General features: G+C 43.7%; 26 protein-coding genes, 1 other RNA gene and 1 riboswitch. Of the genes, 14 read left to right on the top strand and 13 right to left on the bottom strand.

Translation table 11 applies throughout. The features are described 5' to 3' along the window. Positions 1 to 230: 230 nt before the first annotated feature. Positions 231 to 1,304, top strand: a complete 1,074-nt coding sequence (locus tag LU361_RS19500; RefSeq protein WP_233090841.1) for a Mut7-C ubiquitin/RNAse domain-containing protein — start codon at positions 231 to 233, stop codon at positions 1,302 to 1,304. A gap of 13 nt (positions 1,305 to 1,317) precedes the next feature. Next, entirely contained in the window at positions 1,318 to 2,577 is a 1,260-nt protein-coding gene (locus LU361_RS19495; RefSeq protein ID WP_233090840.1) for an SDR family NAD(P)-dependent oxidoreductase, read from the top strand. 360 nt (positions 2,578 to 2,937) lie between these two features. Here the strand turns inward: LU361_RS19495 and LU361_RS19490 are convergent, their stop codons facing one another. Further along, positions 2,938 to 3,384, bottom strand: a complete 447-nt coding sequence (locus LU361_RS19490) for a hypothetical protein (RefSeq protein ID WP_233090839.1) — start codon at positions 3,382 to 3,384, stop codon at positions 2,938 to 2,940. A gap of 627 nt (positions 3,385 to 4,011) precedes the next feature. Between LU361_RS19490 and LU361_RS19485 the strand changes: the two genes are divergently transcribed. Both LU361_RS19485 and LU361_RS19480 read left to right on the top strand, forming a co-directional pair. Next, positions 4,012 to 5,637 carry a hypothetical protein gene (locus LU361_RS19485; protein WP_233090838.1) on the top strand — a complete coding sequence of 542 codons (1,626 nt, stop codon included), beginning with the start codon at positions 4,012 to 4,014 and terminating at the stop codon, positions 5,635 to 5,637. 234 nt (positions 5,638 to 5,871) lie between these two features. After that, on the top strand, positions 5,872 to 6,669 hold the full coding sequence (locus LU361_RS19480; protein WP_233090837.1) for a hypothetical protein: 798 nt from the start codon (positions 5,872 to 5,874) through the stop codon (positions 6,667 to 6,669). A gap of 193 nt (positions 6,670 to 6,862) precedes the next feature. Here the strand turns inward: LU361_RS19480 and rpiA are convergent, their stop codons facing one another. Beyond that, positions 6,863 to 7,528, bottom strand: coding sequence for a ribose-5-phosphate isomerase RpiA (gene rpiA, locus LU361_RS19475; protein WP_233090836.1), 666 nt, complete (start codon positions 7,526 to 7,528; stop codon positions 6,863 to 6,865). Between the two features lie 157 nt (positions 7,529 to 7,685). Between rpiA and ilvA the strand changes: the two genes are divergently transcribed. Together ilvA and LU361_RS19465 are read left to right on the top strand one after the other, a co-directional pair. Continuing rightward, entirely contained in the window at positions 7,686 to 9,218 is a 1,533-nt protein-coding gene (ilvA, locus tag LU361_RS19470; protein WP_233090835.1) for a threonine ammonia-lyase, biosynthetic, read from the top strand. 440 nt (positions 9,219 to 9,658) lie between these two features. After that, positions 9,659 to 9,796, top strand: a complete 138-nt coding sequence (locus LU361_RS19465; RefSeq protein WP_233090834.1) for a hypothetical protein — start codon at positions 9,659 to 9,661, stop codon at positions 9,794 to 9,796. 33 nt (positions 9,797 to 9,829) lie between these two features. Here the strand turns inward: LU361_RS19465 and LU361_RS19460 are convergent, their stop codons facing one another. From LU361_RS19460 to LU361_RS19445, 4 genes are all read right to left on the bottom strand, one after another. Beyond that, positions 9,830 to 10,453, bottom strand: a complete 624-nt coding sequence (locus tag LU361_RS19460; protein ID WP_233090833.1) for a 5-formyltetrahydrofolate cyclo-ligase — start codon at positions 10,451 to 10,453, stop codon at positions 9,830 to 9,832. Between the two features lie 77 nt (positions 10,454 to 10,530). Beyond that, a non-coding RNA gene (gene ssrS / locus LU361_RS19455) (6S RNA) lies at positions 10,531 to 10,707 on the bottom strand. 119 nt (positions 10,708 to 10,826) lie between these two features. Next, a complete protein-coding gene (locus tag LU361_RS19450; RefSeq protein WP_434064676.1) occupies positions 10,827 to 11,138 on the bottom strand; it encodes a cell division protein ZapA in 312 nt (103 codons plus the stop codon). A 32-nt stretch (positions 11,139 to 11,170) separates the two neighbouring features. Then, on the bottom strand, positions 11,171 to 11,395 hold the full coding sequence (locus tag LU361_RS19445) for a TIGR02449 family protein (RefSeq protein WP_233090832.1): 225 nt from the start codon (positions 11,393 to 11,395) through the stop codon (positions 11,171 to 11,173). Between the two features lie 254 nt (positions 11,396 to 11,649). Here LU361_RS19445 and LU361_RS19440 point away from each other — a divergent pair, with 254 nt between their 5' ends. Continuing rightward, entirely contained in the window at positions 11,650 to 12,234 is a 585-nt protein-coding gene (locus tag LU361_RS19440) for a UPF0149 family protein (RefSeq protein WP_233090831.1), read from the top strand. 9 nt (positions 12,235 to 12,243) lie between these two features. Next, entirely contained in the window at positions 12,244 to 13,575 is a 1,332-nt protein-coding gene (pepP, locus tag LU361_RS19435) for a Xaa-Pro aminopeptidase (RefSeq protein WP_350338030.1), read from the top strand. Between the two features lie 69 nt (positions 13,576 to 13,644). Here pepP and LU361_RS19430 read toward each other — a convergent pair whose 3' ends face one another. From LU361_RS19430 to LU361_RS19400, 7 genes are all read right to left on the bottom strand, one after another. Next, positions 13,645 to 14,310, bottom strand: coding sequence for a hypothetical protein (locus tag LU361_RS19430; protein ID WP_233090830.1), 666 nt, complete (start codon positions 14,308 to 14,310; stop codon positions 13,645 to 13,647). 139 nt (positions 14,311 to 14,449) lie between these two features. Then, positions 14,450 to 14,938 (bottom strand): hypothetical protein, encoded by a 489-nt coding sequence (locus tag LU361_RS19425; protein ID WP_233090829.1) that lies wholly within the window; start codon positions 14,936 to 14,938, stop codon positions 14,450 to 14,452. 12 nt (positions 14,939 to 14,950) lie between these two features. After that, on the bottom strand, positions 14,951 to 15,406 hold the full coding sequence (locus LU361_RS19420; RefSeq protein ID WP_233090828.1) for a hypothetical protein: 456 nt from the start codon (positions 15,404 to 15,406) through the stop codon (positions 14,951 to 14,953). A 127-nt stretch (positions 15,407 to 15,533) separates the two neighbouring features. Beyond that, complete coding sequence (gene prfH / locus LU361_RS19415) at positions 15,534 to 16,226, bottom strand: peptide chain release factor H (protein WP_233090827.1); 693 nt, start codon at positions 16,224 to 16,226, stop codon at positions 15,534 to 15,536. 2 nt (positions 16,227 to 16,228) lie between these two features. Further along, entirely contained in the window at positions 16,229 to 17,431 is a 1,203-nt protein-coding gene (locus tag LU361_RS19410; protein WP_233090826.1) for an RNA ligase RtcB family protein, read from the bottom strand. A gap of 362 nt (positions 17,432 to 17,793) precedes the next feature. Then, positions 17,794 to 18,099 (bottom strand): hypothetical protein, encoded by a 306-nt coding sequence (locus LU361_RS19405; protein ID WP_233090825.1) that lies wholly within the window; start codon positions 18,097 to 18,099, stop codon positions 17,794 to 17,796. Between the two features lie 89 nt (positions 18,100 to 18,188). Then, entirely contained in the window at positions 18,189 to 18,506 is a 318-nt protein-coding gene (locus LU361_RS19400) for a hypothetical protein (RefSeq protein ID WP_233090824.1), read from the bottom strand. A 134-nt stretch (positions 18,507 to 18,640) separates the two neighbouring features. Next, a riboswitch (TPP riboswitch) is annotated at positions 18,641 to 18,733 on the top strand. Between the two features lie 102 nt (positions 18,734 to 18,835). Between LU361_RS19400 and thiC the strand changes: the two genes are divergently transcribed. From thiC to LU361_RS19370, 6 genes are all read left to right on the top strand, one after another. Continuing rightward, the gene (thiC, locus tag LU361_RS19395; RefSeq protein ID WP_233090823.1) at positions 18,836 to 20,761 is read left to right on the top strand and encodes a phosphomethylpyrimidine synthase ThiC; all 1,926 of its coding nucleotides are present in this window, start codon (positions 18,836 to 18,838) and stop codon (positions 20,759 to 20,761) included. Continuing rightward, positions 20,761 to 21,912 carry a glycine oxidase ThiO gene (thiO, locus tag LU361_RS19390; RefSeq protein WP_233090822.1) on the top strand — a complete coding sequence of 384 codons (1,152 nt, stop codon included), beginning with the start codon at positions 20,761 to 20,763 and terminating at the stop codon, positions 21,910 to 21,912. The genes thiC and thiO overlap by 1 nt, the downstream gene beginning before the upstream one ends. Further along, positions 21,909 to 22,697 carry a thiazole synthase gene (locus tag LU361_RS19385; RefSeq protein ID WP_233090821.1) on the top strand — a complete coding sequence of 263 codons (789 nt, stop codon included), beginning with the start codon at positions 21,909 to 21,911 and terminating at the stop codon, positions 22,695 to 22,697. Before thiO ends, LU361_RS19385 begins: the two co-directional genes overlap by 4 nt. A 38-nt stretch (positions 22,698 to 22,735) precedes the next feature. After that, on the top strand, positions 22,736 to 24,226 hold the full coding sequence (gene thiD, locus LU361_RS19380; RefSeq protein ID WP_233090820.1) for a bifunctional hydroxymethylpyrimidine kinase/phosphomethylpyrimidine kinase: 1,491 nt from the start codon (positions 22,736 to 22,738) through the stop codon (positions 24,224 to 24,226). Positions 24,227 to 24,524: 298 nt separating this feature from the next. Next, positions 24,525 to 24,722, top strand: a complete 198-nt coding sequence (gene thiS, locus LU361_RS19375) for a sulfur carrier protein ThiS (RefSeq protein WP_233090819.1) — start codon at positions 24,525 to 24,527, stop codon at positions 24,720 to 24,722. Positions 24,723 to 24,783: 61 nt separating this feature from the next. After that, on the top strand, positions 24,784 to 25,761 hold the full coding sequence (locus LU361_RS19370) for a HesA/MoeB/ThiF family protein (RefSeq protein ID WP_233090818.1): 978 nt from the start codon (positions 24,784 to 24,786) through the stop codon (positions 25,759 to 25,761). Positions 25,762 to 25,926: the final 165 nt, after the last annotated feature.

Here is a 25,926-nt window from a genome sequence, read left to right as displayed (position 1 = left end):
CTCGAAACACACTCGACAAATCTGCTTTACAGCTCAGCCACACAATGATAAATTTCTTGTATCTGGGCTGCCTGCTCGCCCTTCTTCCCACAAGAAAAGGTCAATCGACCATTAGGCTTTCGATTCTGTAGTCTGTTATTAGCAGTTAGAATCATACTTAAATACACAGTCGCATATTTTAATGAGCAATTGATTCAGAGTGGGACAAATCTCAATTGCAACGATGAAATATGAGAACTTGTGTTATGCCTTTTTATCTTTCCAAAAAAGTTTTTAAACAACAAACCAAAACTCTTGTTGCTCACTGGCCCTTCGGCGCAATAAAAACCACTCACGCTCGGAATTTATTAGGTCAATTCTACGGCTATAAAGACGACCATGATTTCCAAAAAACCTCAATAAATCATGGCATAAGAACAATACCTGTTACTCAGGAACTCGTGCTAGCCAACTATGTAAACTGGGTTAAAAAGTTAGCCGATTTAGGCTCGATGAACCAAATTCAAGCCAAAAAGCTACTTCATCAGTTATGGCCTGGCTACCTATCCAACCATATATCGCTGCATGAAAAACTCTATCAAGCAACACTGAGGTTTCACGGTAACTGCAATAATTTTTTAAACAATAACTCGGAAATCAGTGAATTAGTTTATCGCTTTGACGATCGCCCCTCCATCAAAGACACCATAGAGGCCTGTGGCATTCCTCATCCAGAAATTGGGGCGATAACAATTAATAATCAATGGGTTGAATTCGGTCACCAATTGCAGAACGGTGATCGAGTTGAGGTATACCCTAACCCGCACAAAGACGCGTCCATTTCTATGCCATATAAGCCTTCTGGAGAACTAACTTTTTTGCTTGATGTGCACTTAAAAGGCCTAGCACGTTATTTACGGTTAGCAGGTTTTAATTGTCTACATAACGACCGAGATCTAGGGGACGAGTTACTTGCGGAAATTTCATCGAACCAGGATTACCTATTACTCACTCGCGACATCGGCTTACTCAAGCGTGGAAACATTAAATACGCACGCTGGATTCGCAATCAATTGCCGCAAGCGCAATTTAAAGAGATCGTCGATCACTACCAACTGAGAGACGAATTCAAACCCTTCACACGGTGCGTAAAATGTAATGGCACCATTCATCAAATACAAAAGTCTTCGGTGAGAGCAATGTTGCCAGAAGATATATTTGACCGCTTCACTGAATTCAAACAATGCTCCGATTGTAAACAAATTTATTGGAAAGGGTCACACTTCGAAAAGATACAAAAAATCCTTGATGAAGCGCGCCAATAGGGAAATAAAAACGATGAACTTTACCCGTAAACAACGCCAAATTATGCACGACAAATTACTGATTGAATCGACCGAACGCTGCCAAGCAGAGCCTTACTTTCTGAATTGCGGCAGAATGTTATCAATCAATAGTTCTTTACAGTTACCCCACGAAGATGCTCGAATCTTGTTTCGGTCACGCCGCTGCTACGTATGTAAAGAGAAATACAACAAAGTCCATCATTTCTATCACCAAATGTGCCCGACTTGTGCATCAGAGAATTATAAACATAGAAATCAAACAGGAAACCTAGAAGGTAAAATTGCACTCGTCACTGGCGGACGAATTAAAATTGGTTATGAAACCTCGTTAAAACTCTTAAGAGCTGGTGCACAAGTAATTGTAACAACCCGGTTCGAAAAAGACGCTGCATACAGATTTTCACAAGAAGCGGACTTTCACGTTTGGCAAAATCGGCTCATAATTTACGGCTTGGACCTGAGACATGTCCCTTTGATCGAAGCATTTACAACCTATTTGCTAGATCACTATCAAGCCCTGGACATTATCATTAATAACGCAGCACAAACAATAAAAAAGCATCCAGAATATTTCGAATACCTGTCACACCAGGAACAGCGCCCATTGGAAAAACAACAAACACAGCTATTAGGTAAATTTCGAGACACATCTCTTGAGGCAGAAAAGCTAAGATTGATACACATTAACGACGATACGCATTCGAAAAATTTACCAACCCGGAATTACAATTGTGATGAATTTAACGAACCCGTTGACACCCGTGCAACCAACAGCTGGACTGACACGTTAGAATCCGTAGAAACACTCGAACTGGTAGAAACTCAGGTTATAAATGCAATTGCACCATTTATCATTAACAGCCGATTAAAGCCGCTATTAAAGAAGAGCACTCATACAGAAAAATTTATTATCAATGTATCTTCAATGGAAGGACAATTTAATCGTAAAAATAAAACTCATCGCCACCCTCATACTAATATGTCAAAAGCCTCTTTGAATATGATGACGAGAACTTCGGCGTCGGATTATTCTGATGACAAAATTTATATGAACAGCGTGGATACCGGCTGGGTAACCGAAGAAAACCCATTACCCATAAAGGTTCGATCCAGAATATCAGGCAAAGTACCACCCTTAGATTGTATCGATGGTGCAGCAAGAATTCTGGCACCCATATTTGATGTCTTAGAAGACAATAAGTCACCAGCTTATGGCAAATTTTTCAAAGATTACAGGGAAACTAATTGGTAACAAACAGCATTATAACTAAAGGAGCCTCTGATTAACCTCAAAATTACTCAGCGTGGTCTCAAACGTGCAGTTGCAAGGCTCCGTTTGTAATTAATGGCCTGAGTCCTTAATAAAAACGGCAACGCCGCAAATGTGCGTTTGAGATCACGTCCTTGGGAGCCTGCCAGTTTTTTCCTGCTCTGCGTTGTGCTTTTTCGATTTAACCCGTTAGACCTTCAAAAGCACGCCTTAATCAGAAAAAAACTCCTTGGCCTGAGTGATCTTGAGGTTAATCAGAGGCTCCTAAACTAAAAAGCCAATGTTCATGCTCGTGAACATTCAACGAATATGAACACTGGCAAAAATCTGTTGAAATTTACGTCACAAACAAATAATCATATTACTGTAATCTTTATTACTCGCTGAAAAGTCATAAGTAACCTGCTGGCTCAACTGCGCCTCATTTTTATGCGCATAAATCGTATTCCAAACATGAAAACGAATTAAATAGGTTCCTGATTCGTCTGACAGATTTAATTTCGATTTGTATCTAAGCGCCATTAACTGACAGAAAGCAATGGCGGGATCAGTGCCAGCGGGCATTAAATTGAAAAAGTGACGAAATTTAGGCACATTTAAAATATATTCCATGTCTGCTTGGTCACGGCCATCAGAGGCATCCCTAAACCAGATGCAACTGTCGTCATCGTTGCGATGAACTTCGTCATTCTTGTACGAGACAATGTCGCACGACTCTACATAACTCTTAAACTCTTCAAAACCTGGATACGTCTGGTTACTCCACTTTCTGATAATGGCATTTCCCATAATTTTTTTGTCCGTGTGTTTTACTGAAAGAGCACAGTCGATACAGACTGCAATTAGAAACAGTTATCTATTGAAATTTTCGAAGAGTCTATCTTTGCCAATCTTTAATAAAAAGATGTTGAACCAACATTTTACAAGACAAATTTTTAGACTTAAAACTAAACCGGAAATAAAGTCTCGAAAAATCAATTACTAAAAGAGAATCTAAAAATATGTAAACCAACGAATAACTGGCACTACTATCAGGACAGCAATAAAAGAAAACCAGACAATTAACCTTAATAAAATCTATAAAAGAGTAATTTTTATAACGGTATCTATGCCAATAGGAACAACTTCAGCACCTTCTAAAGTCATTCATTCAAAAAATACTCGCACTCATTATTGAACAATCAATATTGACACCAATCACATCCACCAAATTTCAGATGTTGAATAAGGAACTAATAAAAATCAAAACATACTAACACCACTGAAACGATTAAATTCAAACACCTCCAAGCTAAAACATCCAAATCAAAAGTTATTTATACCTTGTTATTCTCGTCGTCACTTTCCCGAATCATGAAATTAAACCAGAGTTATCGCACGCAACTGTTATCATTATTGACAGTGATTATCCTGGTCATGAACAGTAACCTTCAAGCAGAAGAATCAACGCTCGAAACAAATGATCAGAATAACATCTCATCAACAGTTGAAAATTCTACGCAGGCTCGAATCTCGGAATTAAGTACTGAAATCACATCGATTCGAGAATCTATTTCAGAAATCGATCGGCAGATAGAATTTTCTACCTACGAAGATGAGCTGGACAGTTTAAGAAATCAAAAAGAAAACCAGCAAGTGTTGCTTGCCGATAAACTTATCGCCTTTGAACAAATCGCCACTGGCATCGTCGATCAGTCGGTTTTTGATGAGACAAAGAGTAATGATTTTAGTTGGCACAAAGAATTAAAGGAAATTTTTAAGCCCATAGTATACGAACTTAAAAAGTTAACCGAACGTCCACGGCAAATTGACAGACTCACCAGTGAAATAGAATCACTTACGCTACAACAAGAACTTGCTGTATCGGCAATTAATAAACTTCACGAGTTAGAGCTGTTACCTAACAACTCTGAAATTCACAACAATTTAAATAATTTAGAGATTCAATGGCAAAATAAACTCTCTGACATAAACAATAAGCTGGCGCTAGTCTCCATTCAATTGGAAGAAAAGCAACAAAACAGCGGTCCACACAGCGGAGAAATCGTTCAATTCTTGAAAGATTTTTTTAGTGGACGAGGATTAAACCTATTATTGGCGACGCTGGCATTTTCATTGACACTGATAACGTTACGCTTTCTCAGCCACCAATTAGAGCGATTTATTCGTCGCGGTAGCGATCGTGAACGTCGTTTCTTCAGCCGTCTAGTTCACGTTGTATTTCAGGTACTCGCGGTACTCTTAGCCTTATTTTCCCTATTGGCGACGTTATACACCTTGGGTGATTGGCTACTACTGACATTAGTTATTATATTTTTAATTGGCCTAGCGATCGCTTTGCGTAATTCATTGCCGCAATATTTAGGCGAAGTTCGATTGTTACTTAATTTAGGCCCGGTGCGCGAGGGAGAGAGAATTATGTATAACGGTTTACCTTGGCGGGTATCACGGTTAAATATTCATTCAGATTTGGTCAACCCAGCACTTACCGGCGGTAGAATACGCCTGCCAATCACCGAGCTTTCAGAGATGGTGTCGCGCCGATGGTCCAGAACCGAACCCTGGTTTCCCTGCAAGCCAAAGGACTTCGTTATTTTAAATGATGAAACCTACGGCGAAATTCTTCTTCAAACACCCGATACAGTGCAACTTAAAGTATTTGGTGGCTCGGTTAAAACCTATAAAACTCAGGAATTTCTCGATCTATCCCCTAGAAATATCTCTGAAGGTTTTGGAATCAACGTCGTATTAAAATTAGATCACTCACTGCAACCAGAGATTACATCCGGCGTGATCGAAAAACTCCGCGAACAGATAAAACAATCATTAGATTCATCCGCCTACAAAGAACATATTCACCAGCTCAACATTGAGTTCGATCAGGCAAACATCTTGTCGTTGGATGTGGGTATACAGGCAACCGTGTCTGGCGAGTGCGCCAGCGATTACAATAATATCCGACGATTTATTCAGAAAGGTGCAATAGAGTGTTGTGATAGAAATGGTTGGGCAATATCTAAAGCGAACAATGTATTGCAATAGAGACTTTACAGATTCGAATAACATTTAAATTTAAAAGAGTAATATCCCTGTCGAAGACGTATTATCTATTAAAATGCAAAAATCTATTATAGCTAACAAGATCAAAACTTTGAAAAAAACTAATTTAAAAATCAACCTAAGTAGTAATTAAAGACTACCAATTTACAATTGTTTGTCTTTCTTCAACCAAGTAGCATGCCCTTTCAATGTCCTACGCTGAGGTTAATATTTTAAATGAAATTTAGACTTTTGATCGCACCTTTATTATTTTCTTCCTTATCTTTCGCCGGTCCGGCAGAAACTAATAGATTCTGCCCTGACATTTCAACCCAGATCGGGCGCAGCGGTAATTTTATTAATTTTGATGGAACTTTAAGAATTCGAGATCCATCATATAATATTGTAGGAACATCGTTTCAATTAAGATCCGAGGAACGAGAAAGACTCGAATGTATAGATGACTTAAGTGTGAGTGCTTGCAATTCGTTGGGTTCTACATTAATTGACCTAGCTTATGACGGTGATAATGTCGACTTTGTTTATTCGAGAAATGGTTCATTGTTACCTAATTCTGGAGGTACAACTTTCACACGCTCTGAAACCTATTCACTACCTTCCAGATCCAGAGGTACAGAATCTGTTGGGGTTGGTGCAGTAGTTAGAGGTAGCGGTCCATATTGTGAATTTAACACTTTATACTGGCAAAATGCTCCAACTATATCAGCTAAATCAATAAGTTTAACAAACATCCATAGCCCCATTACTGCAAGCGTAAATGCAACTTACGATACCTCTTACTCACGATCCGCAATTGAAGGGGTTCCGGTTAAATACACGTGGATATTCCAAGCTTTGAGCGCAGGTGGCACTTACACAGTTGAGACATCAGTCCCTTCCGTTTCTTATGCCCCCCCAAAAACAAGTGATTATCGAGTAAGAGCCATCATTAACGACGGAACTTTCACTAGATCAGTAACGTTTTCTCCAATCCCTTATTATCAGAGCAGAGATAATGGTGGGATCCTACGTTAATCTAAGCCCTTGTAACACCAGGATTGTTCGATAACGATAAAAATCGTAATGTAAGGAAATGAAAAATAGATTATGGATGCTTACCACCCAATTAAATCAAGGATGATTTAATTGGGTGGTTCTTAGAAAATAGTGCAGAAAGTTAGAGGTTGTACTTTTGGATAATTTTCACTGAGTTTGGGTTTGCACTCAATTACTTAGTCTCAACTCCACTCTCAGTTCCCAACAGCAATACATCGGCGTTGCGAGCGGCGAATAATCCGTTGGTAACGACACCAACGATTTGATTGAGTTGATTTTCGAAATCAACTGGGTCGGTAATTTGTAAGTCATGCACATCTAAAATGACATTGCCGTTATCGGTAACAACACCTTCGCGATAAACAGGGCTGCCACCGAGTTTTACGATTTCGCGGGCGACGTGTGAGCGCGCCATTGGAATTACTTCTACGGGCAATGGGAAAGCACCTAATACGTCTACCCATTTGCTGCCGTCGGCAATACACACGAATTCATCAGCAACGGCGGCAACGATTTTTTCGCGAGTTAATGCAGCACCGCCACCTTTAATCAACATTCTTTGTGGATTGGTTTCGTCGGCACCGTCGACATACACAACCACTTGATCAACTGCGTTCAAATCGTAAACCGGAATACCGTGAGATTTTAGTCGCTCGGCGGAAGCTTCGGAGCTGGCAACGGTACCGTCAAATTGGCCTTTGATATCAGCTAAGTAATCAATGAAATAATTGGCGGTGGAGCCAGTTCCGACGCCGACGATGGAATCGGATTCCAATTTTGGTTGAATGTAGTCGATTGCAGCTTTTGCTACCGCTTGTTTAAGTTGGTCTTGATTCATCGCAGCGCCCTTTGAATTTTTGCTCTCAATAAACTTGGAGCCTTGGTTTTGGCGCCATTATAGGCAAGATTTCACGGGTTTAAAGGCGCAATTCATGACTTGTGGCGACTTCTTAGATAGTATGGCCGTTTTTCCGAACTGACCAAGAAATAGAATCATGCCTCACTTTTACATCAAGCGCATTTTAGATGCCCGCATATACGACCTTGCCGAAGAAACTCCTCTGGATTACGCCAAGTCGATTTCTGCGCGCATTGGCAATTCGGTGTATTTAAAGCGAGAAGATTTACAGCCGGTGTTTTCATTCAAAATTCGCGGTGCCTACAACAAACTGTTGGCGTTAACCGATGAGCAACGCGCCGGTGGCGTTATTGCTGCATCGGCCGGTAACCACGCTCAAGGCTTAGCTTACAGCGCTCGGCATTTAGGTGTTAAGGCTACCATCGTGATGCCGAAAACAACTCCGGCCATTAAGGTTGATGCGGTACGTGGCTACGGCGCACAGGTAATTTTGCACGGCGATGTTTTTGATGAAGCGTCAAAACACGCGCAGAGCTTAGTGGAAGAAAAAGGCTTTACTTATATTCCCCCCTACGACGATCCCGATGTCATCGCCGGTCAAGGTACCGTGGCGATGGAAATTTTGCGTCAGCACCCCAAACACATAGACGCCATTTTTGTTCCCGTTGGCGGCGGTGGCTTGGCCGCAGGTGTTGCTACCTACATCAAATACGTTCGCCCCGACATCAAAGTGTTCGCGGTAGAGCCAGAAGACGCTGCCTGTTTAAAAGCCGCATTGGAAGCAAACGAAAGGGTTGTTTTGCCCGAGGTGGGCATTTTTGCCGACGGCGTTGCCGTTGCTCAAATTGGTGAAGAAACTTACGACGTACTTAAAGACACCATTGACGGCGTAATCACAGCCAATACCGATGAAATTTGTGCGGCCATCAAAGATATCTTTGAAGACACGCGCTCCATCGCTGAACCCGCGGGGGCTTTATCACTAGCGGGCTTGAAAAAGTACGCCGAAGAACACGATTTGAATGGCCAAACGTTAATTGCCATCGACAGTGGCGCCAATACGAACTTTGATCGCCTGCGCTACATCTCAGAGCGCACCGAAATCGGTGAAAAGCGCGAAGCACTCTTTGCCGTAGAGATTCCCGAACAGCCCGGCGCTTACGCCAAATTCTGCAAGGATCTCGGCAGTCGCAACATCACCGAATTTAATTATCGTTATACCGGTGGCGACAACGCCCACATTTTTGTCGGCGTACAGGTGTCTCACGGTGGCAATGGCCGCGCAGAAGTCATTGAGACCTTGCAGTCAAACGGCTATCAAGTGGAAGACTTAACCGATAACGAAATGGCAAAACTGCACATTCGCTATATGGTCGGTGGCCGCAAGGCCTTGCCAACGAGCGAAGGCAATGTCCAAGAACGCGTTTACCGTTTCCAATTTCCAGAACGCCCCGGCGCTTTGATGAAATTCCTGAGCCACCTTGCCGGTCGCTGGAATATCTCGATGTTCCACTACCGCAATCACGGCAGTGCCTTCGCGAGAATTCTGATGGCGATGCAAATACCGGAAAACGAGCTGGAAGCCGCCGAAGTGTTCTTCAAATCATTAGAAAGCTACCGCTTTTGGGATGAAACCGATAACCCAGCGTACCAGTTGTTCTTGTCGTAGATCACAAAGTATTGGCTTGAGAAGCATAAAGTTTGGGAAGGACCCCAACAAAAGAAACCCATTAGTAAACGTAAATATTGAACGCGCCTTTTCGGTGCCTTATTTGCAATTTTGCTAGGTACACGTTCACGCTTTTGTAATAAATTGCCAGACCTGACAGGTTATAGGCTTTGGCTGTTTTCACTACTCTAAGCAATGAAAAGAATTTTTAATCAAAATTTAACAAATTGTAAGCAAATACTCACTATCAGAGTGAACCCTTTAACAAACTGGCAATCTAAATTTGTGATTAATTTTTAGCAACGCTATAACTGATAATATTATCGCGTTGTCGCCATAAGCACTTGGTCTATTGATTATTTTTCGGTATAAAGTTTGCTCTTCCTATAAGGCATATAAAAAATAGTATTTATAGAAGAGTTAAACGTAAGGACATTACAATGAAGTTTGATGTACTTACCTTCGCTGCAGCTATCTTTTTTATTGGCGTGCTAGCAACAAGCGTCGGAGCGAGCGATTGGTTCAAATCCGAAGCAGAGCCGCCAGCACAACTGCAGCAAGGTGTTGCTATAAAATAAAGCGCGCTATAAGAAGTTTTATCAAAAACCGACTTAATCCGTCGGTTTTTGCTTTTCTGAGCCAGGAAAATACCAATCTTTATCAGTTAACACAGCGTCAAGCTTGATATCCCAGGATTCGGTTGGCAAAGGCTGCTCATACATCTGACACTGATGAGCAATTCCTAACAAAAAGGGTTTGTGACCTCGACCTTGGCGAAAGGCAAAGGTCCTGTCGTAAAACCCGCCGCCCATGCCTAGGCGATTTAAATCGGCGTCAAATCCCACCAACGGAACACACACCAAATCCAGAAACCGTGGATTGATGACTTTTAGGGGGTCTGGCTCAGGCTCGGTAATGCCATAGCGATTTAGCAGCAGTGGCGTTTGTTCATCCACCTTCTGAAAACGCATACGCTCGCCTGAAACAACCGGCACGAAGACCTGTTTTTTTGCGTCTAGCAACAGCTTTTGAATCAGTGGAAATGTGCCGATTTCGCCCTTGCACGAAAAATACAAACCAATGCGTTTTGTACTCATCATAAACAGGCTGCCAAGGAGCTTTTGCGCCAAAGCAGATTCGGCGTTTGCCTGCTGCTGATCGGTCAATTGGGTTCGGCGAGATTTTAGCTCTCGGCGAATGCGGCCTTTGTATTCAGCCAGTGTTGGATCGTGCATAGAAATGTGTAGGCGGCTAATCTGAAATTGAATTTATTAGGATAATTCGTCTACTGCGCTTCAGATTCCAGAGGGGTTAGTGCCCCGAGAATACCGCTGTCAACTTGGCCTTGAACCGTAGGGTTCAAGGGGTGGTAACTGAAATACTTTAGGCTTTCCGTCTCGCGGACATGCACACCGGTATTTGCGAGTTACCTCCAGGGGTAACATTATCGGCTCGAGGACTAATCGACTGGCGAATACCTCAGGGAAGTTCAGTATACAGAATTCTCTGTTCAGAAAAACTCTTGTAAATAGACGAATTTTTCTTTATGAGCAGTGAACTTATAGCCCTAAATTCATTGACAAAAAGCCCGTATTCAACGGGTAAAAATCAATCGTTACTCAATTTATTGAGGGCATCATCCAGTTTAGACGACATTCGCTCTAGCAGCGATTCATCGATGTGAGGTTGGGCTTGATGTTGGGCTTGCATCAGCTCGTGACAGAGATTGAGCGCCGCCATAACCGCGATGCGCTCAAGACCAATAACATTGCCAGAATTGCGAATCGTACGCATGCGCTCGTCGAGCTGACGAGCAGCGCTCAACAAGTCGTCGTATTCGTCGACACCACACGCTACTTGGTATTCCTTACCAAGTATGGTGACAACAGCAGTTTTGTTGGTACTCATGGCATCAGTCATTGTTTAGCTTCACACAATCTACTCTCACTGCCCTAGGCTTGAGATTCCAAACTTTTTAGTCGGCTAATCATTGCCTCAACACGGGTTCTGGCAAGGTCGTTCTTTTCGATCAAACGCGCTCGATCTTCAAGCCAGCGCTGCTCATTTTCACGCAGAGTTTGGTTCTCTCTGGCTAAGCTGTGCGCCTGTTCTATCAACACCTCAAGTTTGCGCTCCATCTCAACTAAAGATTGCTCCGGTGTGTGATTCTCAGCCATAACCTGTCTACATCATCCTAAAAAGTGAAACTACTATATGTTGCGGCAAATTGGTGGTCAATCGTTGCAATTACAGCTTGCGTAACTTAGGGCCTGATAACAGGCCTTAGCCAATATAACGGATCGCTGAGTAAAATCATCCACCTAATAACAGGATTTACAAATATTGCTGTATGGCGCTTGTATCATCAATCTGTAACGGCCAAATTCATGATAGCATCGCACAAAAACCAACGACCCAAGCATAGACAATTATGGCAGATGATTTTCAACCGATCAGCTTTGACGAACTCTCGCAAATACTGATCCACCACAGCGCTCTGGCAAGCACCAGCGAAATTCACGGCTTTTTGGTCGGAACACTGTGCCAACGAGCCGGTGAGTCCGAGTGGATTCTCGGTGCACAAACTCTATTAGAGATCGACCTCAACAGCATCGATAATTTAATGGTGATGCTGAAAACGCTTCACCAGCAGGTCGGCGCCACGCTCGAAGAAGGTCAATTCGACTTCGAGTTGTTTTTACCGGATTCAGAAACGCCGCTGCCACTGCAAGTTGAAGCGCTGACTGAATGGATTAACGGATTTCTCTCTGGCCTCGTGAGCCAGGCTAACTCCGACGCTGACGGTTTTATCTCTAAACCGCAAGAAACGCGAGAATTGATCTTGGATCTCTCGAAAATCAGCGAAGCAACCGCCACGTCTGACAGCACCGAAGACGAACGCGATTTTATTGAAATCTGTGAGTACGTCAAAGTTGCGGTGCTGAACATCTACGAAAACTTTGGCCCAGAAACGCCAAAACAAGACAAACCGAAAGTCGCCAAATTAATTCACTAAGGATCTACTGTGACTGCGAAAATTAACCTTCAAGAATTTGCCCGTCGCCGCAAAGAACTGATGGCCATGATGGAACCCAACAGCATTGCCATTATTCCTGCTGCCGAAGAAAAAACCCGCAGTCGAGACACCCTGTACAGTTATCGCCAAGACAGTGATTTTTATTATTTGTGCGGTTTTCCCGAACCCGAGGCGGTCATTGTACTGATTCCCGGCAGAGAACACGGCGAATTTGTCTTGTTTGTTCGCGAACGCAACCGACAAAAAGAGATCTGGGACGGATACCGCCAAGGTCCAGAAGGCGCCATTGAAAACTACGGCGCAGACGACGCCTTCCCTATCGACGACATCGACGAAATCCTACCGGGCTTACTCGAAAGCCGTGAGCGGGTTTACTACAGCCTCGGGCGCGATGCGGGATTTGATCAACAGATCATGACCTGGATAAATACCCTGCGCGCGCAGGCTCGATCCGGCGCTATTCCTCCTGGGGAATTACAAGACCTCGATCACTTCCTTCACGATATGCGCTTATTTAAAAGTGCAACTGAGGCCAAACTGATGCGCACCGCCGGAGACATATCCGCCCAAGCGCACATTCGCGCTATGCAGTTTTGTCGACCCGGTCAGTACGAGCACCAACTCGAAGCTGAAATTCACCACGAATTCGCCAAAAGCGGCGCGAGAAATCCCGCCTACAGCACCATTGTCGGCAGTGGCGCAAACGGTTGTATCCTGCACTACATCGAAAACGACCACAAAATGAAAAACGGCGACCTTGTTCTAATCGATGCCGGTTGTGAATACGACATGTACGCTGGTGACATCACCCGAACATTTCCCGTCAACGGCAAATTCAGTGACGAGCAAAAAGCCGTTTACAACGTTGTTTTAGACGCTCAGTTACAAGCCATCGACGCCGTCAAACCCGGCAATCATTGGAATCACCCCCACGAAATTGCCGTGCGCGTATTAACCGCTGGTTTAATTGAATTGGGCTTATTGCAAGGTGATCTCGATGAATTAATCGAAAAGCAGGCCTACAGTGATTTTTACATGCATAGAACCGGACATTGGCTGGGTTTAGACGTTCATGACGTTGGCGATTATAAAGTTGAAGGCCAATGGCGCGTGTTAGAACCCGGCATGTGTTTAACGGTAGAGCCCGGAATTTATATCGCTCCCGACAACGAAAACGTCGATGAAAAATGGCGCGGCATTGGTATTCGAATTGAAGATGATGTTTTGGTGACCGCAGAAGGATGCGAAGTGTTAACGGCCGCAGTTCCCAAATCGGTAGAAGAGATTGAAGATTTAATGGATAGAGAGAAAGGTTGGTAAAAATACCGTATTAATTATCAGCTCTAAAATGCTCGGCAAATTTTTTCTAATCAGCCGAGCATTTTTGTTTTAATTTAGCGTTAATTGCACTTCACCCGCTTTTGTACTTAAAGCAAGATGACAACTACCAACGCCTTCTGACCATTGAGTTTTTGAACCCACCAAATGCTGGCGCTTTTCTTCGATGGTTTGGTCGCCAACAACCAAACGGGTCTCACCCACACTCGCCTTTAACGTTACCTCAGAAACCACCGACTCGAAAACCTCTGCGTTAATAGAGCCCGCAGCCAAGCTGGCATTTAGGCACCCCTGATAATTGGTAATTCCCAACGAGCCCGCCGCCATTTTTACGCGCAAATTCTTCGTTTTGGGAATATCCACTTCGGCAACAATCGATACATTAGAGTTGCTTTTTACGCCTTTGGGTAGCAGAGCCAAATTTAATTGATCGCCCTGCTGATTGAACCCCCAACTGATTTCGTTTTTAATGCGTTCGCACGATTTATTTTCTCGTTTACAAAATACTTTAACGTGAGTAGAAATTTCATCGTCGTCTGTTCCTGCGATGCGGAACTCGCCTGCGTTGAATGACACCGTAACATCATCCACACCAGACACGTCAAAGTGATTATCTTTAGCCACCACTTCTCCGTAATATTCTGAACCTTGTGCGTTTATAAAAATACAGCCTGACAACAACGTCAAGCTCACGACTAACAGTATTGCTGTGCGCATGTAATCATCCTCGAATTATGTTCATCAAGCTTATGAACCCACCAAGCATTTGTGCTTATTTAAAGTGGTAGACGGGTGCATTCTCAGAAAGGTTTACACAAGCTGAATCAGCCTATGAAAACCTTTCCCTTAGGTAACATTACACCGACATATAATACCAATTCGGAGCACCCACCTTTTTCAGGTTCTTACGTATCTTCTGAGTTGTTAATATCATTTCTGGATGATGTTGCACTTTGCTAAAACAGAAACGTTTCGCAAGCGTGGAATAGAGCGATTTTGGCGGCTTACCCATGATATTTTTTAAAACATTACCCTGTTCAAACGAATGATAATAAATAGAATTAATACCTAATTCACTTTTAACAAACTGAATTGCGGCTAATAATGCAGCCTCGCTCCAGATCTCTCGGTAAGGTTTTAACTCCACTGCTACGTACTGGCGAATTTCCTCAAAACTGCCAGATAAGCAATTTTTCTTATAATTAGGAAGGGTCGTTAAATTTTGCTTTTTCCGCCGATCGACCATAGTTAACAGACTATTTGCCCGACGAATCCAATCCGTTTGAATTTCTTCAATAAGAACTTCATTGGTGGAAAAACTTACATCGAGTCTAACCCAGGCCAAGGTTTTGTATTTTCACGAATAAACCGGATGCCCCCAATATTCAAAAGGCCCAAAATCATAGGTCGGCTTAACAAGATCAACATACTTACGAGTGTGTTGTTGATCAAAGTTAAGTTGCAAAACAAGGTTAGCGCCCTTGCGAGTTGTTTGATTGGAATACCGGTTAGACGCCACCCATTTTCCAAGGGTAACGACAAAAGGAATTTGTTCGTACGGATAAAACAGAGGAAAATCCTCAGTATTCACAACACCCGAGGGAAATCTTTTCGACAGTTCAGAAAAAATCGGTTTATCCAAATATTTTTTATACGAACTCTGCTTTAACTCTCGAACAGATAACGTCTTTGCGCCACGACGCTCGGCATCGAGAGCGATTAAATCCAGACAAAATTTGTCTTTAAAATACCAAAAAATGCGTTTTTCATCTCCGCAGAGATACAGTAACTCTTCGACCTCTTGATTGTTCACAACAAGACCTCAAATCGTATTTCAATTTATGCTTCACAAGCATTCGAATTATTTCCATAAAAGTAGTTTTTGGTGGTTCGGTATAAATCATATGATTTCTCCAATTAAAAACTCGTTAATCTATAAATCACACTTCGTTAAAGTCTTCACCTTGAAAACGACGCGTAGGATTACCGCGATCAACTTCATAGTGTTTCAACCATCGGCTTCGAACGGATTCAGATTTTGACTGATGGTTTTGTTCATTTAACAGTATTTGTAGCCGCTCTAATGCAATGGCTTTATTTCTGTGTTGGGAACGATCAGCGTCAACGCGTAACTGAATGCCGGATTTTTTATGAACCAAGCGAACGGCACTGTCGGTTTTATTAACGTGCTGTCCACCCGCGCCAGACGATTTACATGCGCTAAATTGGACTTCTGTTTTTAATTTATCAATGGATTCAGAAGTACTGTTATCCACATTCACACGATGCACCCCAACAAACCAATTAATTCGTTTACGCTTCGGTCGGTAAGGACTCAAGCCATGCCAGCGAATGGTTCCTGTCCAGTCATTCGATAATGAGAGGGCGTTGGCGCCCTCCAATCGAATCAGCACAGATAAGTACTCAAGCGGCTGAATTAAATCTTGATTACGCAGCAATTTATCGAACGCGACAGACTCAATCACTTCTGCTTTTACTTTAAGGTCAGTTGCTTCTGTCAATAAAAGTTCAGTAACTTTAGCAACCACCCAACCGCACTCTTTGGGGCCTTGACCAGCGGTTATCTGTAACCAAATAGCCGAGGCATTATTGTGTTTTTTATCCGTTCTCATTGTTACTTCCTTGTTGTCTTAAATGAAATCATAGGCTTGAAACTAGCAATCACTGTAATCAAACCTGCGTCAACTAAATCAGAAACAACACCATCAATATTTTTGTACGCCTGTGGGGCTTCTTCGTACAACAGATTACGATTCTCGCAAATGACTCGACTGCCTATTGGCGTTGATTCTAATTCTTTAACCGTAAATCGATGACAAATTCTTCCCTTGCAATCACTGCGCTTCCATTTTCTTCCAGCACCATGAGCGAGAGAAAATCCAGAAATCGCCGAATGACCATTTGACGAAATTACGGGTTTGACTAAATAGCTCAAACTGCCACGCGAACCAGGAATCATAACCAATCCTTGATTGGACGGGCTCGCACCTTTTCGATGAATCCAGTATTTTTGGTCTGTATTTAACTGTAAAGCCTCACATTCTGATGCACTTAATGGGTAAACATGATTGTGAGAAACATCCAAAATATTTTTGAGCTCGCTGCCCACCAGCCTTTCGATTTTATCGGCAATAACTTGTCGATTGAGCACTGCCCAATCGTTGGCAAAATTATGCTTTAACAAATATTGATCGGCGGAATCATCCTTTATGCCAGCACCACCGTATTGGCTGACATGCTGAGTAAGAATGTGCTGACCAAGACCTCTTGATCCGCTGTGCACTAATAAAAATAACGAATTCTTATTAACATTAATACAATCAAAGGCAGCCTCGTCGATAATTTCGTGCACAGATTGGCATTCAAAAAAATGGTTACCGCCACCGACAGTACCAAGTTTTTTATTTAATTCATTCGGAAAATAAAACGCCGATAAATCAGGGGGCGAATCGACGCAATCGGCCACCTCCTCATCAATCGATTCAAAGTTGCGGAGTTGTTTTTCTAATTTATCGAGTTTGAGTTTTCGTCTGGATTTATTAAATTCATACAACGCCATACCACATCCAATATCACTTCCCACCAAGTGTGGGTAAATAATATTTTCGGTGACAAAGGCGGCACCTATCGGTTGACCTTTACTAGGGTGTAAATCGGGCAGACCAACTGCGAGTTTCATTCCCGGCAGTTCTGCGGTTTTTTTCAATTGTGCGATGGCATCGCTTTCGATCCAATTATCGTCTGAGGCAACAATGCGCACGCGAACGTTATCGCCATGATCAATATCATTGATAACGTATTTAGAAGTAATGTCCACTTCGATTTCTCTTGTGAGATTTTTAGACGGCAATAGAACACCCTCGAACAGAGCCGATTCTAATGCGTAAAAAAGAAGTGTTATTAAACCAATACAGGAATGCCCTACCGGTTATTTGGCAGAGATAAAACCTACACTGACTTTTTTATTGTATGCGTTAAAAAATTAACTGAATAACTGGCGAGCAGAGAGGTTTAACAACACGTTTAGACTAAATACCAACATAATAAATCCTCCCTTTAATGTGACTTACTGAAAATGAAAGCCAGATCGATCGATCTGGCTTATTGGTGGCGAACTATACTGATTTGAATTTGAGTTAGCAACCGTCAATATTGAATTTTTAAAAAATAAAAAGCCAATTACTCAACAGTAACATGCAAAACTTTAGGGCGAGCACCTTCGCACGATCCTGTATCAAGAAGAACTCGCACACTTCGCTCAGCAAACAACGAACTCAATAAAACACTGTAAATTCTTTGTTGTACCTCTTGATTATGAGCGGTAGAAACAAAATAACTGTCTGCGTCACTACAATTTGCGGGATTATAAACTCCGTCATTAGGAACTAATCTAATCACAGATTCTTCAAGAGTATTACTCCAAAGCGTATATTCTTGCGCTGTTACCCAGCCGTTATTGCCATCGTGACTTAGAGCATTTGACATAAATAAAATGCCGATCATTCCCAGCATCAACTTACCCAGTTTTTTTGTATGAATAATATTTATACCTCCACAACATTATGGTCGATTGTTTATTCTGTTTTAATCCAAGCCAAAGTTTCTGTTCCTGTATGAATATCACATTTATCGGTACCTTTTACAAAAACCTCTTTTCCCGAAGCTTGGGCAGATAGTAGAACTGAAAAAAGTAATTCACCACCCGCATTACTGGTATCGATTGCATAACGATTTGATGTTGTACAATCAGCCAGTTTGGCCCCTTCAATCCTAAAAAACACGGTAGTCGCAAATTGATGGGTATAAATATCATAAACTTTACCCGTACTATCCACTGCCGAGCTTGATGCCGAAAACAATAATCCAATCAATAAGATTAATCCGTATCTCATTCTTTATTCTCCAAATTACTGTTGTATTTTGTTAAATATCAGCGGAGTTTATCAAAGCCGCCGATCAACTTTTGTATGATTCAGTATAGAAATTCGTATATTGATTTTTAGACGCAATTGCTCTACTGTTCTCAAAACACTTGTCGGGGTGCCTGTTAAAGGCTGAGAGTTTACCCGTGGAACCTGATTGGGCTAGCACCTACGTAGGGAACAAGGCTTCTGATACCAAGCATAACGATTAAAGCCACCATCGTTATCGCATCAGTTACCGTGTATTGCCACGCGAACTTTCCCGACGTTTATTCTTATTAGCCTGAGGAAAAAACGTTATGGGTGAGCAACTTTCCAATAAAATACTAAGCCGTGATGCAAAAGCAGATTCGGCATCACTTGAAAGTTTTCCATCGTCACAAAAAATTCATGTCACCGGTTCACGCGATGATATTCGGGTCGCAATGCGGGAAATTTCCCTATCACCCACCCCAGTTGCGCAAAAAGACGGTAGCACCCGAATGGAGGAAAACCCATCGGTTCGTGTTTACGATACTTCCGGCCCCTACAGTGATCCGGCCGTTGATATCGACATTCGCAAGGGGCTTGCGTCATTGCGCGAAGCCTGGATTGATGAGCGCAACGATACCGAAATTCTGTCGATCAATAGCTCTGAATACTCTCGCGAACGCCTCGAAGACGAAACCCTGAATCAATTGCGATTCGATTTAAAACGCTCACCGAAACGCGCAAAAGCTGGGAAAAACGTAACGCAATTACACTACGCGCGACAGGGCATTATTACGCCGGAAATGGAATACATTGCCATTCGCGAAAACATGAGCCTACAACAGGCACGCGAGCAAGGCAGCTTGGGTCATCAACACCCCGGCGATTCATTCGGCGCAAACACGCCAACTGAAATCACTCCAGAATTTGTTCGCGCGGAAGTTGCCGCAGGTCGTGCCATTATTCCAGCCAACATCAATCACCCAGAAATCGAGCCCATGATTATCGGCCGTAATTTCTTGGTGAAAATTAACGGCAACATCGGTAACTCAGCGCTCGGTTCATCCATCGAAGAAGAAGTAGCCAAGCTTACTTGGGGCATTCGTTGGGGCGCCGACACCATGATGGACTTATCCACAGGGAAAAACATTCACGAAACCCGCGAGTGGATTGTACGCAATTCCCCAGTTCCTGTAGGGACCGTTCCAATTTATCAAGCACTGGAAAAAGTCGACGGCATCGCCGAAAACCTGACCTGGGAAATCTTCCGCGACACCTTAATTGAACAAGCCGAACAAGGCGTGGATTACTTTACCATTCACGCGGGTGTACTGTTGCGCTACGTACCGTTAACGGCAAAACGCGTAACAGGAATTGTCTCGCGCGGCGGTTCAATTATGGCGAAATGGTGCTTGGCTCATCACCAAGAAAACTTCCTCTACACCCATTTCGAAGAAATCTGTGAAATCTGTAAAGCCTACGACGTAAGTTTCTCGCTGGGTGATGGCCTACGTCCGGGCTCAATTGCAGACGCCAACGACGAAGCACAATACGGCGAGTTGGAAACCTTGGGCGAACTTACCAAAATTGCTTGGAAACACGACGTACAAGTAATGATTGAAGGTCCGGGTCACGTGCCAATGCACATGATCAAAGACAACATGGAGAAGCAATTAAAATACTGTGAGGAAGCGCCGTTTTATACACTCGGCCCGCTAACCACTGACATCGCTCCAGGTTACGACCACATCACCTCTGGTATTGGCGCGGCTATGATCGGCTGGTACGGCACAGCCATGCTTTGCTACGTAACGCCCAAAGAACACTTAGGACTGCCGAACAAAGACGACGTTAAAACTGGCATCATCACCTATAAATTGGCGGCACACGCGGCGGATTTAGCCAAAGGTCATCCCGGTGCTCAGCTGCGCGATAACGCACTGTCAAAAGCGCGTTTTGAATTCCGTTGGGAAGATCAATTCAATTTGGGGTTAGATCCCGATACTGCGCGAGCGTTCCACGACGAAACCTTGCCGAAAGAATCCGCAAAAGTGGCGCACTTCTGTTCGATGTGTGGCCCGAAATTCTGCTCCATGAAAATCACTCAAGAAGTTCGTGACTACGCCGCCGAAAACGGTTTTGAAGTCGCAGAGCAAACGGTGCGCATGATTGATGTAGAAAGCGAAATGAAACAAAAATCCGAAGAATTCCGCGCGCGCGGCAGCGAAATTTATTTAGAGGCTGAAACCAAATAATGAATATCGGCATCGCCGGTGCGGGTATCGTCGGGCGTTTGCTCGCCTGGCGACTACTGCGCCTAGGTCATAAAGTCACATTATTTGATAACGACATCCACGGCGATAAATCCGCCGGTTGGATTGCCGCTGCAATGCTGGCGCCTTTTAGCGAAGTTGCCAGTTGTGATCCCGCCATTTTTCGACCCGGCCTTGCAGGGATTAAACAATGGCGCACCTGGATTGCCGAGTTGGCGGTTGAAGTTAACGAAACCATCGAATTCAAAGTTAACGGCAGCGTGGTTGTCGCTCATCACTCTGACCATGCCGACTTACAGTGGTTTTTTCAGCGCCTGCAAGCCATTTCTGAGGTGCCCAAAGATCATGTGCACTGGATCACCAAAGAAAAAATTCGCGCTCTCGAACCGGAGTTAAATCGATTTGAACAAGGCATTTATCTTCCGCAAGAAGGTTATGTCGATAATCGCCAGCTTTATCGCGCCCTTGCCAAAGCCATTAAAAATGCCGGTGGCGAACTGGTGGATAAAACCGAAATCAGCGATGTGCAGTGCGGATTAATTTGGTCGAACGACAAAAGCTGGGCCTTTGATTTAATTATCGATTGTCGAGGATTCGGCGGTAAAAAATCGTTGCGAAGCTTTCGTGGTGTTCGCGGAGAAGTGCTTTGGGTGAAAGCCCCGGAAGTGAATTTAACTCGACCCGTGCGATTAATGCACCCAAGGTATCAAATTTATATTTCGCCCAGATCTGACAACCACTACGTTGTGGGTGCCACCGAAATAGAAAGTGAATCGATCGAATCCGTTACCGTGCGTTCGCAGCTAGAACTATTGTCTGCCCTATACAGCGTTCACTCCGGTTTTGCTGAAGCCAAAGTGTTGGAAGCACGTGCTCATTGCCGACCGACATTCAGCGATAATTTACCCAAAATTGTTAAAGCACCGGGCTTGTTACGCGTTAACGGGTTGTATCGCCACGGGTATTTATTGTCGCCAACCCTTGTGAATAGCACACTCGCAGTGATTGATAACAAGCCGCCGCTCAATCCCGTTGGCTTGCACGAACTGGGTGCTGCCTTCAAACAATCGAGCGCTAAAACTGCCACAAAAGCCACAACGCTAACAAGCACAAAAACGGAGATACCGTCATGACCGATACTTGGCAAGCTTACGGTGAAACCCTGACCAGCCGATTATTGCTGGGAACGGCTTTGTACCCCAATCCGAATGCCATGCAAGAATCGATAAAAGCCAGCGAATCCGAAATTATTACCGTATCGCTGCGTCGACAATCCCCCGAAGATGGCGGCGGCGAATCCATGTGGCAATTTATTCGCGATCTCAATAAAAAATTATTGCCCAATACTGCGGGTTGTCACAACGCAAAAGAAGCCATTAACTTGGCAAAAATGAGCCGAGAAATATTTAATACCCATTGGATTAAATTAGAAGTGATCGGCGACGATTACAACTTACAACCCGATCCTTTTGAATTAGTCGAAGCCGCGAAAATACTCACCGATGATGGCTTTGCGGTATTTCCTTATTGCACCGATGATTTAGTGCTTTGCCAAAAATTATTAGACGTGGGCTGCGAAGTATTAATGCCGTGGGGCGCGCCCATTGGCACCGGCCGCGGTATTATGAATCCTTATTCCCTAGAAACCCTGCGCCAGCGTTTGCCCAATGTACCCTTAATTATCGACGCCGGGCTTGGTAAACCTTCTCACGCCTGCCAAGCGTTAGAAATGGGTTGCTCTGCGGTTTTATTAAATACCGCCGTAGCAAAAGCTCACGATCCCATATTAATGGCGATAGGCTTTAAACAAGCCGTGGAAGCAGGCAGAGCCAGCTTCTTAGCGGGCGCCATGCCCGAACGCCAATCCGCGTCGCCGAGTACACCGGTTTTGGGCACCCCCTTTTGGCATCAGTCATAAATACTCAGTCTTAAAAACTCAGTCGTAAAAAACCTGCTATGCTATCGAATCCATCACAAACGCTTACTGCATTAACCATCGCCGGTTCAGATTCTTCCGGCGGTGCCGGTATTCAAGCCGATCTTGCCACCTTCACTAATTTTAACGTCCACGGACTCAGCGTTATTACGGCATTAACCGCACAAAATCCGCAAGGCGTGCATCGAGTTTCGCCTTCGTCTATCGAACAAATTACCGCAGAATTAAACGCGATAGAAATTCTTAAACCCGCCGCTATTAAAATCGGCATGCTCGCCAACAGCGAGATTTTGAATTCCGTTAATCAATGGTTGAATCAACAGCCAGTTCCTGTGGTTTGTGATCCGGTTATGTCGGCAACCAGTGGCGGCTCGTTATTGGATAACAATGGTATTGCTGACTTTAAAAACTTACTCAACAATATCACCTTACTCACACCCAATATTCGCGAAGCAGAAATACTCACCGACACAAATATCGCTACCATTGAAGACATTCAACTCGCAGCGGATAACCTCTTAGCCATGGGCGCAGGCGCAGTACTGATTACCGGCGGCCACTTTTTAGAGGAGTCTGATGTTTGCTTGGATTATTTCAAAAATGCCGAGCAACAATATTGGTTAAGAGGCAAACGCATTGCAACGGTAAATAATCACGGCACCGGTTGCACATTATCATCGGCAATCGCCGCAGCATTAGCTCACGGTTACGAATTAATTGATGCGGTTGTATTAGGCAAAATGGTGGTAAGCCAAGGGCTTTCGCAAGCACAATCAATTGGTGATTTTACCGGTGCAGTCGCCCACCCTGGTTGGCCTTGCGGCATTGAATTTTTACCAGAAATACTGCCTGCCAACGCGCACCCATTAGAGTACAAAACCCCAGCATTTTCCCGTTGCACAACCGAACCCTTAGGTGTTTATCCAGTTGTTGACAGTGCCGAGTGGGTAGAAAAATGCTTAGCCGAAGGCGTGCCCACCGTACAATTACGTGTAAAAGATTTACCCGAAGACACATTGCGAGAATTAGTAAAGCAATCGGTTGCCGCACAACAAAAATACGGCGGCCAATTATTTATTAACGATTACTGGCAACTCGCCATTGAATACGGCGCTTACGGTGTTCACCTAGGCCAAGAAGATTTAGACACCGCCGACATTCATCAAATCGCCAACGCCGGTTTACGCTTAGGGGTAAGCAACCATGCCTGGTACGAAATCGCGCGTGCTCATGCAATCAAACCGTCTTACATGGCCATTGGCCCGATTTATTCCACGCCTACAAAAGTCATGCGCTTTGCCCCACAAGGATTGGAGCAATTGCAAGAATGGGTTGATTTACTGAAACCAGAATATCCCATGACCGCCATTGGCGGAATTAATTTAGAACGCGCCCCCGCAGTTGCTAAAACCGGCGTGGAAAGCATTGCCGTGGTAAGAGCCGTAACCGAGGCCGTCGACTACAAAGCGGCAATTAACGAACTGAATAACAGTTTGCAAGCAAAGTCATAGGAGCCTCTGATTAACCTCAAAATTACTCAGCGTGATCTCAAGCGTGCAGTTGCAAGGCGACGTTTGCAATTAATGGCCCTTTCTATAACAGATAGTGGGGCCTTAATAAAAACGGCAACGCCGCAAATGTGCGCTTGAGACCGCGCCTTTCAGGGCCTGCCAGTTTTTTCCTGCTCTGCGTTGTGCTTTTTCGATTTAACCCGTTAGACCTTCAAAAGCACGCCTTAATCAGAAAAAAACTCCTTGGCCTGAGTGATCTTGAGGTTAGTCAGAGGCTCCTCACTAAACGGATAATAAAATGAACATCGTCATTAATGGTGAAACAAAAATCACCGCTAGTAAAAACCTTGCAGAATTACTGATAGAACAAAACTACACGGGCGACACCATCGCTACCGCATTAAACGGTGTATTTGTCGCAAAAACCGATCGTGAACAAACACCTCTCACCGATAATTGTTCGATAGAAATTGTCGCGCCGGTTCAAGGCGGATAAGTTAAACACATTTTTATTTAATCAGCCTCGCTAATACAACGTTATTCCGGATTAATAGTAAATGGATAATTCTTTTACCAATAATCGCTACAGTCGCCAAACTATGTTGCCCGAAGTTGGTGAGCAGGGCCAGCAACGATTAAATAACAGCTCCGTGTTAATCATCGGCGCCGGTGGCTTAGGCTCTCCGGCAGCAGCGTATTTGGCAGGTAGCGGCATTGGTAAAATCACCGTTGTTGATCACGACACCATCGCTGAGCACAACCTGCATCGACAAGTATTTTATCGCGAACAACATATCGGCGAATACAAAGCAGAAGTTCTCGCCGACTATTTAAAAAGCTTAAACAGCGACATCACTATTAATGCAATAAAGACGCGGTTGTTATCATCAAACGTAGAACAGCTCGTCAACGAGCACGATATTATTTTAGATTGCGCCGATAACTTCGCAACTATCTATCTTTTAAACGATACTTGCCAAGCACATAATAAATATTTAATCAGCGCCTCCATTATCGGCACTAAAGGTTATCTGGGAATATTCTGCAAAACCGCACCGAGTTATCGCGCTGTTTTTCCAACACCGCCGGAATTCGCAGGCAACTGCGCAAGCAACGGCGTACTCGGCCCCGCCGTTGGTTCACTGGCACTCATGCAAGCGCAACAGGTTATTATGCTATTGCTCGAATCCGAAAACGCACTAATCGGCAAACTCCTCAACACCGATTTTTGGCAAAGCCGATTTACCACAATGGATTTTAATAGCGCGCCAGAACCCACAGCATTCAACACCATCGGTATCGTAGCGCGAGAAGAAATTACTGACTCCGATTTGTTAATTGATTGCAGAAGTGACGAAGAACAACAGAACGCACCCGTGAAAAACAGCGTTTCAGTGCGGCAACTGCCAGAAGATATTAGTTGTTATAAACGATTGGTGTATTTTTGTGTTTCCGGAAATCGGGCTTATTTATCGGCAGTAAAATACGTTAACAGTGAGTTACCACTGTATATCTGTTCTGAAGGTTTGAGATAAAAAATTTAAAAAAGCATGATACCTATAAAACCGCATTCTATTGTGTGTTGGGTAAATTCAGATATTTACAAAAAATGTTAAAGCCACTCTAATTTCACTTCAGGTCCAGTCCATAATGATCTAGAGCACTACATTGCACACTTTTTGGTGTACTCATTACCCCCA

Source organism: Sessilibacter corallicola (assembly GCF_021290925.1).
GTDB lineage: Bacteria > Pseudomonadota > Gammaproteobacteria > Pseudomonadales > Cellvibrionaceae > Sessilibacter > Sessilibacter corallicola.
This window is presented reverse-complemented; position numbering and strand designations above follow the sequence as displayed.

Excerpts from the sequence above, each read along its gene's own strand:
- LU361_RS19500 (WP_233090841.1), top strand. The coding sequence starts at position 231 with ATGAGAACTTGTGTTATGCCTTTTTATCTTTCCAAAAAAGTTTTTAAA.
- LU361_RS19495 (WP_233090840.1), top strand. The coding sequence starts at position 1,318 with ATGAACTTTACCCGTAAACAACGCCAAATTATGCACGACAAATTACTG.
- LU361_RS19490 (WP_233090839.1), bottom strand. The coding sequence starts at position 3,384 with ATGGGAAATGCCATTATCAGAAAGTGGAGTAACCAGACGTATCCAGGT.
- LU361_RS19485 (WP_233090838.1), top strand. The coding sequence starts at position 4,012 with ATGAACAGTAACCTTCAAGCAGAAGAATCAACGCTCGAAACAAATGAT.
- LU361_RS19480 (WP_233090837.1), top strand. The coding sequence starts at position 5,872 with ATGAAATTTAGACTTTTGATCGCACCTTTATTATTTTCTTCCTTATCT.
- rpiA (WP_233090836.1), bottom strand. The coding sequence starts at position 7,528 with ATGAATCAAGACCAACTTAAACAAGCGGTAGCAAAAGCTGCAATCGAC.
- ilvA (WP_233090835.1), top strand. The coding sequence starts at position 7,686 with ATGCCTCACTTTTACATCAAGCGCATTTTAGATGCCCGCATATACGAC.
- LU361_RS19465 (WP_233090834.1), top strand. The coding sequence starts at position 9,659 with ATGAAGTTTGATGTACTTACCTTCGCTGCAGCTATCTTTTTTATTGGC.
- LU361_RS19460 (WP_233090833.1), bottom strand. The coding sequence starts at position 10,453 with ATGCACGATCCAACACTGGCTGAATACAAAGGCCGCATTCGCCGAGAG.
- LU361_RS19450 (WP_434064676.1), bottom strand. The coding sequence starts at position 11,138 with ATGACTGATGCCATGAGTACCAACAAAACTGCTGTTGTCACCATACTT.
- LU361_RS19445 (WP_233090832.1), bottom strand. The coding sequence starts at position 11,395 with ATGGCTGAGAATCACACACCGGAGCAATCTTTAGTTGAGATGGAGCGC.
- LU361_RS19440 (WP_233090831.1), top strand. The coding sequence starts at position 11,650 with ATGGCAGATGATTTTCAACCGATCAGCTTTGACGAACTCTCGCAAATA.
- LU361_RS19430 (WP_233090830.1), bottom strand. The coding sequence starts at position 14,310 with ATGCGCACAGCAATACTGTTAGTCGTGAGCTTGACGTTGTTGTCAGGC.
- prfH (WP_233090827.1), bottom strand. The coding sequence starts at position 16,226 with ATGAGAACGGATAAAAAACACAATAATGCCTCGGCTATTTGGTTACAG.
- LU361_RS19405 (WP_233090825.1), bottom strand. The coding sequence starts at position 18,099 with ATGTCAAATGCTCTAAGTCACGATGGCAATAACGGCTGGGTAACAGCG.
- LU361_RS19400 (WP_233090824.1), bottom strand. The coding sequence starts at position 18,506 with ATGAGATACGGATTAATCTTATTGATTGGATTATTGTTTTCGGCATCA.
- thiC (WP_233090823.1), top strand. The coding sequence starts at position 18,836 with ATGGGTGAGCAACTTTCCAATAAAATACTAAGCCGTGATGCAAAAGCA.
- thiO (WP_233090822.1), top strand. The coding sequence starts at position 20,761 with ATGAATATCGGCATCGCCGGTGCGGGTATCGTCGGGCGTTTGCTCGCC.
- LU361_RS19385 (WP_233090821.1), top strand. The coding sequence starts at position 21,909 with ATGACCGATACTTGGCAAGCTTACGGTGAAACCCTGACCAGCCGATTA.
- thiD (WP_233090820.1), top strand. The coding sequence starts at position 22,736 with ATGCTATCGAATCCATCACAAACGCTTACTGCATTAACCATCGCCGGT.
- thiS (WP_233090819.1), top strand. The coding sequence starts at position 24,525 with ATGAACATCGTCATTAATGGTGAAACAAAAATCACCGCTAGTAAAAAC.
- LU361_RS19370 (WP_233090818.1), top strand. The coding sequence starts at position 24,784 with ATGGATAATTCTTTTACCAATAATCGCTACAGTCGCCAAACTATGTTG.